Source organism: Methanobacterium alkalithermotolerans (assembly GCF_018141185.1).
GTDB lineage: Archaea > Methanobacteriota > Methanobacteria > Methanobacteriales > Methanobacteriaceae > Methanobacterium_F > Methanobacterium_F alkalithermotolerans.
This window is the reverse complement of sequence record NZ_CP058560.1, coordinates 1,538,848-1,551,535: the sequence shown is the minus strand read 5'-3', so window position 1 is coordinate 1,551,535 and position 12,688 is coordinate 1,538,848. Positions and strand designations below refer to the sequence as shown.

The window sequence follows — 12,688 nt, the reverse complement described above, 5'->3', positions numbered from 1 at the left end:
TCCCTCATTATTTATTTTCGATTTTTTAGTTGATACCATATCTCAAAAGTGCGGCCATTCCACCTAGAGCCTCCAGTTGTTTTCCGCCTTCGTGTTCACTGCTTACCATGGTAACTTTGCCCTTCATATTTTCCACTATGTCCATGGTCTTTTCCATGTTTTCCTGGCGCACCATTTTATCCAGAATAAGTAATTCCTCTGCAGCTCCAGCATTTACTGCATTAATAACCATCTTTTTACCGTAAACTACTTTAGGGGATGATTTAGCTATTTTTTCTAGTACTTTGTTTACCGATCTCATTTCCCCTGCCACACGGTTTTCAGAAGTCATCTTCTCTATGGTGCCTTTTTTTAAAATTTCAGATATTCCTACCCTGCCCCCAGTTCCAGTGCTCTCCAAAATAGAATTTTTTGCAATTTCAGGATATTTTTCTTTTAAATAAGAATAGAAATCACTTTTAACAAATCCCGGACCAGCAATAAGCAAATTCTGCACTTCTTTAAATTTTTTCAGGGCCTCAACAATCTTTTCATAAAAATTAATCACATTTTTTCTTCTATCTTTTTCTACAATTCTTTTTCCAGATATATTCCCCACAATAGGACCATAATACTCCACCCCATATTGGCGAATTAACCCCATGTCGGCCACATCATCTTCCAGAACCAGTATTATAGCAGATAACTTTTTCGAAGATTCTATAGCTTGTTTTAGTCTTTTAAGAGTCCATTTACTCCATTTATTTTTCTTTATACGTATGGAGACATTTAATTTTATCTCCAGAGTATGGTGAGACCCTAAAGGAATTAAATCCTCTGGACCTTTTACAATGATTCCTGTGGTTCGCAATTGACCAGTATACATATGAAAATTAATGATTTCTACGCGTATCCCTAAATAAAACGTTTTTTTTATTCCACGGTCACTTCTTAATTTATCTCCAGTAGTATCCTGAATTCTACGAGTTGTTTTTGAAGATAATACGTCTCCCTCTTCAATTATATGTGATAAGTGCCATAAATCATCCAGGGTTTCAGGCATCAGTTCTATGATTCCTCTTTTTTTATCCTGATAAGTAATTCGCATTATAATGCCCCCTGTAGCAAATTTTAAATATCCATTTCTTTATAATTAGCTAAATAATGTTAATTTAAAGGCATTTATTATTTTGAATAATCTTTATTAATAATTTAGTAATTTCGAGTTTTAAAAGTATTTTTATAACCTCATATCACAACTTAAATATTAAGCTTAGATTTAATATAACTATATTATAAGAACCCTAATTTATTCTGTACCACTTAAGTTTTATATGATTTAAAACAGGAGTAATGTCGCTATGGCCAATCAAAGTTCCACTTTTGCAGTTTTCATGAGTATTATTGCCGGAATTATTCTTTCGATTTTTTTAGATGCGATTTTCACCTTCACTTTTACTGGATTTTTAGCCACTTATCTAACTAATTATGAAGAAAGGAGTACCGCAGTAGGGTTAATTGCTTCTTTAATTTTAGGAGTTTTATTTTTCTCCTACGGGTTTATAGTAAATCCCGAATTGCCTTCAAGAGTTTCAGGACTGGTAAACTTTGATTTTGGAGGTTTTTTAGTGGGATTGACATTAATATGTTTATTGAGCATGGCTCTAGGGGCCCTGGGAGGATATATAGCTACTAAAGTTGCCAGAGATGGTCCCGGTTACTAGGAGCCCTATAAACTATTTAATTGCATGATTATAATAATATTATTAAATTGTGATAAAAATGAAGATTGCGATTATAGGTGGTACCAGGGGGCTGGGAAGGTGGATTGCCCAGTATTTAAAATCAAAAAAATTTGAAATTGTTATTACCAGTCGTGATTCTGATTTCGGGACTAAAATTGCCCGTGAAATAGGAGTGGAATATTGTCCCGATAATAAAAAAGCAGCTTCTCAATGTAGAGTGGTGATTATTGCCGTACCAATAGAACATACTGAATATGTGATTAGAGAAGTAGCCCCTTCCCTGAAAAAAGGTTCCCTAATTATGGATGTTACTTCTGTAAAAGAAATGCCCTCCTATTTAATGCAAGATTTAATTAAAGAAGGGGTGGACTTTCTACCAACCCATCCCATGTTTGGTCCTCGTATTCGCTCTCTGGAAGGCCAGGTAGTTGTTTTAACCCCTTTGCAAAAAAATGGCTGGTTTAAAAGGGTTTTAGATTTCCTTGAAGATGAAAAAGTTCGAGTTTTAGTTACCACCCCGAAAAAGCATGATGAAATGATGAGCGTGGTGCAGGTATTAACTCATTTTGCCTATATTTCTATTGCTTCTACCATTGAAAAGCTGGAAGTTAATGTGAAAGAATCCCGTAAATTTGCCAGTCCTATTTATAATTTGATGGTGGATACCATATCCCGGATAGTGGCTCAGAATCCTTATCTGGCTTACTCCATCCAGACACAAAACCAATACGCTAATAAAGCTCGCAGTGCATTTATAAAGACGGTTAAGGATTTAGAAAAGGATTTAGATGTTAAAAACCAGGATAAATTTGTTGAAGCTATGAGTTCAGCTGCTAAAAATCTTAATGATCTGGAAGCAGCTCTGGGAAGATCAGATAAAGCCATATCTGCTTTAAATCAAGAAATAATTATATTAAAAAAATCAATTGGTAAAGAAGTAGGATTAAGGCATATATATTCTGGTAAAGTCCATATTGGTATTTTAAAATCTCTTGAACCGGATTTTCTCCTTTTGAAAACAGGAAAACGGAATATAATGCTTAAAATTTCCAATATTGAAATCCTCGATTCAAAACAAATGTGGAATTGGAAAATAAATAACCAGGATAGTAGAGAATATGACATTTCTGCAGTTTTTCCCAATTCAAGTGATTCAAAAGTTATTTCTTCAGTTTTAGAAAGTTTAGACGGAATAATCCAGGTAAAGATCCTTGATACCTATCAGGGCCCCCCTATTAATGAAGGAATGATCAGCATGACATTTCGAATTAAAGTTCTGGAGAGAACTAAAATTAAAGAAGTGGAAAAACTGATTAAAGGTTTTGGAGCTAAAATAAGGTAGCTTATCGATTTTTTTTATATTATACTAAGTTAAATTAGCTATTTTCATATATATGAATCTCAAAATTTGTTTTAATTATAAATTTTATGACATGTTATTAATAGTTACCGAAACATTTATATATTATAAATTACTTCTTTATTATAGTAACCAAAGTTTACTAAAAGAATGATTTTGATACAAAGAATTATTTCCAATAAAAATAATAAATAATAGCCAAGTAGTAACCAAAAGTGGGGTGTTTGTTTATGGAAAATAAAAATATGAAGTTAAAAGTTGCAGAGGCTTTAGCTCAATCAGATGTAGGTCGTTCTATAGCACGAATTGATCCAGCATGTATGGAAAAATTAGACCTTCTAGATGGAGATATAATAGAAATAGAGGGTAAAAAGATTACTGCAGCAACAGTAGTATCATCACAATCAGATATCGGTCTGGGAATAATCAGAATAGATGGATACATGAGGAAAAATGCAGGAACATCCATTGGAGAAGAAGTAAGTGTTAAAAGAGCCGATGTAAAAGAAGCAAAAAAGATTGTGCTGGCCCCTGTAGATCAAGAAATCATTATAAGAGGAGATGTAAGGTCTGCTTTTATTAACAGAACCCTGGCACAGGGAGATATCATTATTTCTGGATTTAGACAACAAAAACCCGTAAGAGGAGGACTTTTTGACGAATTTTTCCGAGAAATGGGTGATGTTTCCCCCCTGGGTGAGATTAAGCTGGCAGTTGTCTCCACCAAGCCAGCCGGAGTAGTAAAAGTAACCCCCCAAAGTGAGGTAGAAGTCCAAACCAGCCCGGTGGATTTATCTAAAATAGAAGGGGTTAAAAATTTGGTGGATGTGACCTATGAAGACATTGGTGGTCTCAAAGAAGAAGTGAAAAAAGTAAGGGAAATGATAGAAATCCCCCTGAAGCGCCCAGAACTCTTTGAAAGGCTGGGAATTTCTCCCCCTAAAGGTGTGCTGATGCACGGCCCACCTGGAACAGGTAAAACATTGCTGGCAAAAGCAGTAGCCAATGAAAGTGATGCCCATTTTATAACCATCAATGGCCCAGAGATTATGAGTAAATATGTGGGTGGATCTGAAGAGAGATTAAGGGAATTCTTTGAAGAAGGAGAAGAAAATGCCCCCTCCATCATATTTATTGATGAACTGGATGCTATTGCTCCCAAAAGAGAAGAAGTTAGTGGAGAAGTAGAAAGAAGGATCGTAGCTCAATTACTAACCTTAATGGATGGCCTGAAATCCAGAGGCCAGGTAGTAGTGATTGGAGCTACTAATCGACCAGATGCACTGGATATGGCCTTAAGAAGACCTGGTAGATTTGATAGGGAAATAGAAATAGGGGTTCCTGATAAAGAAGAAAGAAATGAAGTCCTCCAGATACACACCAGAGGCATGCCTCTGGATGATAACGTGGATCTGGATGAGATAGCGGACATTACCCATGGATTTGTTGGAGCCGACCTTGAATCCCTTTGTAAAGAGTCTGCCATGCGGGTTTTACGCAGAGTATTACCTGATATAAAAGCAGATGAAGAAATTCCAAAAGAGACCTTAAAAAAGATGATTGTAAACAAATCTGACTTTAAAGAGGCTCTTAAAGAAATTCAACCATCAGCTTTAAGAGAAGTGCTGGTTCAAGTCCCTGATATTAAATGGGATGATATTGGAGGTCTCCAAAGTGCCAAACAAGAACTACAAGAAGCGGTGGAATGGCCCCTTAAGTATCCAGAAAGTTTTGAAAAGTTTGGAGTGCGCCCCCCCAAAGGCGTTCTAATTTACGGTTCCCCTGGAACTGGTAAAACATTACTGGCAAAAGCAGTGGCCAATGAAAGTCAATCCAATTTCATAGCAGTTAAAGGCCCAGAACTGCTTTCAAAATGGGTGGGTGAATCTGAAAAAGGTGTAAGGGAAGTATTCCGTAAGGCCAGGCAAACCGCCCCTACAGTGATATTCTTTGATGAAATAGACTCCATTGCCTCCACCCGTAGTGGTTCCAGTTCAGATTCTGGAGTGACTCAAAGAGTGGTTAATCAGTTACTAACTGAAATTGACGGTCTGGAAGAATTACAGGATGTAGCAGTTATTGCTGCTACAAATCGACCAGATATGCTTGATGCGGCACTTTTAAGGCCCGGAAGATTTGATAGGCATATTAAAGTAGATGATCCTGATGAAGAGGGTAGACTGGCAATTTTCAAAGTACACACTAAAGAAATGCCCCTGGCAGATGATGTGGATATTGAAAAACTCGCCCAAAAAACAGACGGATATGTCGGAGCAGATATTGAATCAGTATGTAGAGAAGCCGCCATGCTAACTTTAAGGGATAATTTAAAAGCAGAAACGGTTGAAATGAAATATTTCAAAAAGGCCATGGAAAAGGTTAAGCCTAAATCTGGAGAAGAAGATCTGGTGCAGTACCATTAAAGTGGTTGATTTATAAGAAGAGGTTATTTTTTATTTTAAAAATCTCTTCATTTTTTTTATTTTTAAATGAAAAAATATTGATTAAATTAAATATTATTTTTATTATTTGATTAAATAGCTTAATCTACCAGATTATAATCTTAAAAACAAAGTTATATTAATCTAACTTTTCAAATCAGTATATTATAAATTCTAAGAAATTTATTTAATATTAATAAATTAAATTCAACTTAATTAACTATTTTGAATATTGTTATATTGAATATATCTGATAATTATAAATAAATGGTGATATAATGCCCTATGAAGTAAAAGACATGTCCCTGGCCCCTCAGGGTAAAAAAAAGATAAAATGGGTTCAGAATCATATGCCGGTTCTGGAGCATATTAAAAAAGAATTTGAAAAAACCCGACCTTTTGAAGGGATAACTATTGCTTCTTGCTTACACTTAGAACCTAAAACTATAAATTTAGGCCTCACACTTCAAGCTGGAGGGGCAGAAGTGGCCATGACTGGATGTAACCCATTATCGACCCAGGATGATGCCACAGCAGCAGGTGCTGCTTTGGGATTGAATATGTATGGTTGGAGAGGGGAAAATACTGAAGAATACTATCAAAACATCCACCGGGTATTGGACCACCAGCCGGATATTCTTATTGATGACGGGGCAGATATGATATTTTTGGTCCATAGAGAGCGAAGGGAACTTATTGAAAAATTAAAAGGTGCTTGTGAAGAAACCACCACAGGAATTCACCGATTAAAAGCCATGGCCAAAGATAATGCACTTGAATTTCCAGTTATGGCAGTAAATGATGCCTATACCAAATATTTATTTGATAACAGATATGGTACCGGTCAGTCCACCTTTGATTCTATTATGGGTGCTACCAACATGCTTATTGCAGGTAAAACTGCCGTAGTTTGCGGATATGGATGGTGTGGTCGTGGAATTGCCATGCGCGCCTCAGGTCTGGGAGCAAATGTAATAGTAACTGAAATTGATCCTATAAGGGCACTGGAAGCAAAGATGGATGGATTCAGAGTAATGAAAGTTTTAGAAGCAGTTAAACATGCGAATATCCTGATTACTGCTACTGGAAATATTGATGTGGTCTCGGGAGAAGATTTCCAGAATATGAAAGACGGTTGTATCATGGCTAATTCCGGGCACTTCAATGTGGAAATCAATCGGGACCATCTGGTGGAAATTTGCCAGTCCCATACAAAAGTTAAAGAAGATATTGAAGAGTTTTTAATGAAGGATGGAAGAAGATTTTATCTAATGGCTGAAGGTCGTCTGGTTAATTTAGCTACTGAAAAAGCCCAGGGACACCCTGCAGAAATCATGGATCTTAGTTTCTCCATGCAGGCTCTTTCTGCAAAATACTTGTTAGATGAGAAAGTGGATCCCGGAGTATTAAGAGCTCCAGATGAAATTGACTTCCATATAGCCCAGCTAAAACTTAAAGCCATGGGATTGGAAATTGATGAGTTGAGTTCCCGCCAAATAGAATATCTAAATAATTGGGATGAAGGAACCTGAATTTCTTCTTTTAAAATAAAAGCATATATGGAGTTATAATGAGTTTTTTCCGCCTTATTGATAAAGGAGAAGGTCCTGTCCGGCTTTTTGTAGGTGGTGTGCATGGTAGGGAAGGTTTAACCACAATCCATGCCTTAAAAAAAATTCAGAGTTCTGATGTTAAAAAGGGAAAACTGATAATATACAATTGTGATGCAACTAAATACATTTCCACCCTGGATAAAGGATACTACCATACTCCCTTAGGGAAATATATAGTGGAACTGATACACCATTATAAACCTGAAGTGTATGTGGAACCCCATTGTTACCGGCCGGATAGTTATAATAGATTAACAGATCTACAACGTCAAAAAAGGATAGGGGTTCCCCCCTTAATAGAGCTGGAAAAAAGAGTGCTTATTGGTTCGGTCTCACCTCATATACGCACCAGTTTATTTAAAAGAGAAGATGTTTGTTTAACCCTGGAAATGCCCTGTATTCATAAAGAAAATAATTATATGGATTTAGAACCTGCACCTCATCCCGATTTATCACTGGAATTGTATACAAAACTTTTAAAAACCCTGGCCGCTTCCAGTACCCGGAAAAATCTGGAAAAAAAAATGAGTAAAAAGTATCCGCTGCAGGTAGAAAAAGCCCGGGAATATGCTCGTGCTTTTTTTGGAGAATACCCTCCTTTTTAATTTATAACCTGATTTTTTTTAATTGGAGTGGGAAAAATTAGTATTGATAATTACATAAAGCAGCTGATTAATCTGGTGGAATTAGAAAAAAAAGCAGAAATAAATGCCATGTTAAGGGAGATTAAATATCTCTCTCCCCTAAAAAGAGAAAAGGTGGGCCGGGCTATAAACCACCTTAATGGAAAGATAACCGGAAAGGAATTAGGTTTTAATCTGGTAAAATATGGCAGGAAATCTCAATTCAAAACTGAAATAAATGCCGGGGATCTGGTTCTTATAAGTAAGGGAGATCCTGCTAAAAGTAAACTCACCGGAACTGTAACTGAAAAGGGAAACCGTTTTATAATAGTGGCCCTGGAAAAAGTCCCCCGGTGGGCTTTAAAAGAAATAAGGGTTGATTTATATGTTAATGATATAACTTTCCGGAGAATGATAGAAAATCTGGAAAAGTTGAATCTTCCCACTAAAAAAGCCCTGCAATTTTTCTTGAATCCCATAAAATCTTATTCCCGGGAAGTACCTGAATCATCAAAATCATTAGATATTGATAAAAATCTTAATGCCTCTCAAAAAACAGCTATTTCTATGGCAATGAACAGTGATGATTTTTTTTTAATACACGGGCCTTTTGGAACAGGTAAAACCAGAACACTGCAAGAAATAATTGTTCAAGAAATAAAAAGAGGCCATAAAGTTCTGGCTACCGCAGAAAGCAATACTGCAGTGGATAATCTGGTTGAAGGTTTAGGGGATGATATAAATTCTGTGCGCCTGGGCCATCCCCAAAGAGTATCCCGTAAAAATATAGAAAAAACACTGGCCTATAAAGTTGAAAATCATCCTCAGCGCTCTAAAATAAAGGAAATAGAAAAAGAAATTGAAAAAATAATATCTAAAAGGGACCAAAACCATAAACCTTCCCCTGGATTAAAAAGAGGTCTTAGTGATACCCAAATAATGTTAAATGCCGTTAAAAGAAGAGGTATTAGAGGAATATCCCCTAATGTGATAATATCCATGGCCCGATGGATAGAGTTAAATAAAAAGGTGGATGAGTACCATCTTAAACTTCGAAAGATAGAATCAAATATAGTAGCCGACATTATTAAAAAAAGTGAAGTGGTTTTATGTACCAATTCGTCTGCTGCACTTGATTATCTAAAGGGTATTAAGTTTCAGGTGGTGGTGGTGGATGAAGCATCACAAAGCACCATACCCAGCATCCTCATACCCATTTCTAAAGCTAGAAGATTTATTTTAGCGGGAGATCATCGCCAGCTACCACCCACCATATTAAACCCGCAATGCAAGCCCTTAGAAAAAACTCTTTTTGAGGAGTTAATTAGAATTTATCCTGAAAAATCACGTATGTTAAATATTCAGTACCGGATGAATCCGGTGTTAATGCAATTCCCTAATCAGGAATTTTATGAAAATGAAATTAAGGCCTCAAAAAAAGTGGAAAAAATTAATATGGCTGATCTGGGATTAAAAAATCCAGAAGAGAATACATCTGTGAATAAAAAATTTGAGGATTTAATAAAAAAGATTTTAAGTCCACAACCTTTGTTATTTTTAGATACCTGCAGTCTACCTCATCATCAAGAAAAGCGATCCCCTGGCTCAACCTCCATAAAAAATATTATAGAAGCCGATATAACCATTATTATCGCAAATATCATGATAAAAAGTGGTATAAAATCCGAAGCGGTGGGCATTATTAGTCCCTATGATAACCAGGTAAAGCTAATCAATCCTCGCACTCCTGCAGAGGTGCACACTGTTGATGGATTTCAGGGCCGGGAAAAAGAAATAATTATAATATCTCTGGTCAGAAGCAATGAAAAAAGAGAAATAGGATTTTTAAAGGATTTGAGGAGGTTTAATGTGAGTTTAACACGGGCAAAAAGAAAATTAATCATTCTAGGAGATTTTTCTACCTTAGGTAGCCACCCCACTTATAATCGATTCAGGGAGTACCTCCAAGAACACGATTTTTATGAAAATGCCCGGGATCTTATCCATATAAATAATAAAAAATAGGAATAATAAATGATTTAAAGTTATTAAAACCAGTCTTCCAGACTCTTTTGAGTACTATCCAGATTTTTTAATTTTTTAAGGGCCCCTGCGACTCTTTCTTCTGAAAAACTATGTTCTCCACATAAAAAATCAATTACCCCTTCTTCATCAGGAGCATGCCATTTCAATTCATAATCATCCTTAAGTTCTGGCTTTAAAAAAATGTCCCTTAATATGTGAGGGTCTGATTCCAGATCCAGGTTTAAATTTTCAATAGCATTTAAGAGACTTTCATTGCTCTTTATTATTTTAATACCTTTTTTAGCACCTATACCCTTTATACCTGAATTAAAATCAGTTCCAACAAGTAAAGCAACGTCTATGAGTTGTTCCCTGGATATTTTTAGATTTTTAAGGATATTATCCAGTTTTAAAAGCTCAGGGTCTGCTAAATTGCCACTGATGGTAAGATTTCTCACTATACGAGGGGCTCCAAACAATAAACAATCATAATCCTGAGAAGCAACTGCCCATGCATCTCCTTTTTGAACCATATAAGATGCTTGAGCTTCACCTTCACTAATAGCCTGGATAAAAGGAATTCCCATTAAATTTAAGAGTTTCTTTGAACTTTTAACTATTTCAGGGGACATTCTTGATGATCTAACAGCAAATTTACGGGCTTCTTCAATTTCGCCTTTTTCCAAAGCATTTTTCCATTTTTGTTCTGATTCTCGCCGAACTTCAATCCTTTTACTAATAGTGTCTCCTTTGAGCTGGTGAGAAACTCCATCAAAAATAAATGCCGGTTTTATACCTTTTTCCACCAGGGCAGAAGTCCGGTAAAGTATTCCACTTAAGTGAGAAGTTACTCTTCCACTCTCATCCATGAGAGGAGTGCCATCTCTTTGTCGTATGCTGGATAAAAATTGGTATAAACTATTAGCAGCATCAATAGCCACTATTTTACCATCTAAATCTTTAATGATAATTTTTTCCGCAGAAATAATATCTTTAAATTTTACTCCCATAGCAAACACCAGATTATTTATCAAAAAGAGTTACTGGAAACGTTTCTTTGATTCTAATGAGGATTTCATCATTATGAATGATATTATAGGTTCGGGTGAGCATCATGGAATTTGTATTGAAAATTGTTTTTAAATCCGCAGAAGGTTCTTCCAGTTTCACTGATTTGATTTCACGGCGGGATTCTACTTGATGTTTCTTTAAAATTCTTCCAATAGGGATATCTGCCCGTATAATGTCCTCTTTAAAATCATTATCAATCCTATTTAGGGGAATATATGATATGGCATGGATTAATGGATCCTCATGGCCAATAACCACCACCCTATAGTTAACTGTATCCCCCTGAGGAATAGCCAGCTCCCGGGATATTTTATGGTCTGCAGGTATGAATTCCTGAGTTAGTGTTTTTATATTGACTCTTCCACCGGTCAAAACATCCAGAATAGTGGTTACCGAACCATCTGTAGACAAAAGAATCTTTTGAGTATTGGACAATGTGCCCATAATTTTTTCCAGCCGATTAACTTCGTCCATTACATTAACATCCATTAACTTCCCCCTTTAATAAAGAAAACCTGAATTTGATGGTATCCAGGATGTAATAAAGGTGTTTTATTTAATAAAATCTGAAGGATCAGATATTTCCCCCTGGATTGCCGAAGAGGCAACCACCGCCGGATTTGCCAGGTAAACTTCTGATTCAGGGTCACCCATACGTCCCTTGAAGTTACGGTTGGTGGTGGATATGCTTACTTCTCCGGGGGCTAAAACACCCATATGAGCCCCTAAACACGGCCCACAACCCGGATTGCAAACTATGGCTCCAGATTCTATGAAAATGCTTATTATTCCTTTTTGAATTGCAAGATTATATATCTCTGCTGACGCAGGGACTACAACCATCCTGACATCATCATGGACCCTTTTACCTTTTAATATGTCTGCAGCTTGTTTCAGGTCTTCCAAGCGGCCATTAGTGCATGACCCTAAAAAAGCCTGATCAATATGGGTCCCTTTAACATTATTTAAAGGTTTAACATTATCCACATCATGGGGACAAGCAATCTGAGGTTCCATGGAATTTACATCCAGATAGTATTCTTTTTCATATTCATAATCACGATCACTGGTATAAATCTGAAATTTGTGGGAAATCCTTTCGTTTAAGAATTCTAAAGTGGGTTTATTAGGTTCCATTATGCCATTTTTGGCCCCCATTTCCACTGCCATATTGCATATAGTCATTCTGCCGGCAACATCCATGCTCTCAATTGTTTCTCCACAAAATTCAACTGATTTATAGGTGGCACCATCTACCCCCATATCTCCAATTATCTTCAATATGACATCTTTAGGTGTGGTATGGTAATTCAGAGATCCATTTATTTCCAGACGATAAGATTCCGGAACCATGAACCATGTTTTTCCTGTTGCATAAACCAGGGCCATATCAGTTGCCCCCATACCTGTTGCAAATGCTCCAAAAGCCCCATAAGTACAGGTATGAGAATCAGCCCCTACAATTACCTTTCCAGGTTCTACAAAGCCTTTTTCAGGTAAAACATGGTGACATATTCCTTCCCCATGATTATAAAAATTGGTTATATTCTGATCCCGAGCAAAAAGTCGAGTTATGCGCTGAAATTCGGCAGAGCCTATATTATTAGCAGGTAGATTATGATCGTACACTATTACTATTTTTTGAGGGTCCCATACTTTTTCTGCTATTTTATTAAAAGTTTTAATGGTAGGGGGTGAAGTTCCATCATGAGTCATGGCCAGGTCTATATCTGCTTCTATTATTTCTCCCGGAGAAACTTCCTTTTTGCCTGCAGCCCTGGCTAAAATTTTTTCTGTGATATTCATTTCTATTCCTCGTTATCAAATCAGG

The 12,688-nt window shown here is 36.4% G+C and carries 10 protein-coding genes; 6 read left to right on the top strand and 4 right to left on the bottom strand.

Annotated elements, in window-relative coordinates; genetic code table 11:
- Positions 1 to 25: 25 nt before the first annotated feature.
- Entirely contained in the window at positions 26 to 1,087 is a 1,062-nt protein-coding gene (locus tag HYG87_RS07615; protein WP_211532592.1) for an mRNA surveillance protein pelota, read from the bottom strand.
- A gap of 253 nt (positions 1,088 to 1,340) precedes the next feature.
- Between HYG87_RS07615 and HYG87_RS07610 the strand changes: the two genes are divergently transcribed.
- From HYG87_RS07610 to HYG87_RS07585, 6 genes are all read left to right on the top strand, one after another.
- The gene (locus HYG87_RS07610) at positions 1,341 to 1,703 is read left to right on the top strand and encodes a hypothetical protein (protein ID WP_211532591.1); all 363 of its coding nucleotides are present in this window, start codon (positions 1,341 to 1,343) and stop codon (positions 1,701 to 1,703) included.
- A 58-nt stretch (positions 1,704 to 1,761) separates the two neighbouring features.
- On the top strand, positions 1,762 to 3,066 hold the full coding sequence (locus tag HYG87_RS07605) for a prephenate dehydrogenase (RefSeq protein WP_211532590.1): 1,305 nt from the start codon (positions 1,762 to 1,764) through the stop codon (positions 3,064 to 3,066).
- A 248-nt stretch (positions 3,067 to 3,314) separates the two neighbouring features.
- Positions 3,315 to 5,507, top strand: a complete 2,193-nt coding sequence (locus HYG87_RS07600) for a CDC48 family AAA ATPase (protein WP_211532589.1) — start codon at positions 3,315 to 3,317, stop codon at positions 5,505 to 5,507.
- A gap of 296 nt (positions 5,508 to 5,803) precedes the next feature.
- Positions 5,804 to 7,057, top strand: coding sequence for an adenosylhomocysteinase (gene ahcY / locus HYG87_RS07595; RefSeq protein ID WP_211532588.1), 1,254 nt, complete (start codon positions 5,804 to 5,806; stop codon positions 7,055 to 7,057).
- Positions 7,058 to 7,095: 38 nt separating this feature from the next.
- Positions 7,096 to 7,743 carry a DUF2119 domain-containing protein gene (locus tag HYG87_RS07590; RefSeq protein ID WP_211532587.1) on the top strand — a complete coding sequence of 216 codons (648 nt, stop codon included), beginning with the start codon at positions 7,096 to 7,098 and terminating at the stop codon, positions 7,741 to 7,743.
- A 27-nt stretch (positions 7,744 to 7,770) separates the two neighbouring features.
- Positions 7,771 to 9,786 (top strand): IGHMBP2 family helicase, encoded by a 2,016-nt coding sequence (locus tag HYG87_RS07585; protein ID WP_249164829.1) that lies wholly within the window; start codon positions 7,771 to 7,773, stop codon positions 9,784 to 9,786.
- A gap of 23 nt (positions 9,787 to 9,809) precedes the next feature.
- Here HYG87_RS07585 and fen read toward each other — a convergent pair whose 3' ends face one another.
- From fen to hacA, 3 genes are all read right to left on the bottom strand, one after another.
- The gene (gene fen, locus HYG87_RS07580; protein WP_211532586.1) at positions 9,810 to 10,796 is read right to left on the bottom strand and encodes a flap endonuclease-1; all 987 of its coding nucleotides are present in this window, start codon (positions 10,794 to 10,796) and stop codon (positions 9,810 to 9,812) included.
- Positions 10,797 to 10,809: 13 nt separating this feature from the next.
- Positions 10,810 to 11,346, bottom strand: a complete 537-nt coding sequence (locus tag HYG87_RS07575) for a chorismate pyruvate-lyase family protein (RefSeq protein WP_211532585.1) — start codon at positions 11,344 to 11,346, stop codon at positions 10,810 to 10,812.
- A 63-nt stretch (positions 11,347 to 11,409) separates the two neighbouring features.
- The gene (hacA, locus tag HYG87_RS07570) at positions 11,410 to 12,663 is read right to left on the bottom strand and encodes a homoaconitase large subunit (RefSeq protein WP_211532584.1); all 1,254 of its coding nucleotides are present in this window, start codon (positions 12,661 to 12,663) and stop codon (positions 11,410 to 11,412) included.
- Between the last annotated feature and the right edge of the window lie 25 nt (positions 12,664 to 12,688).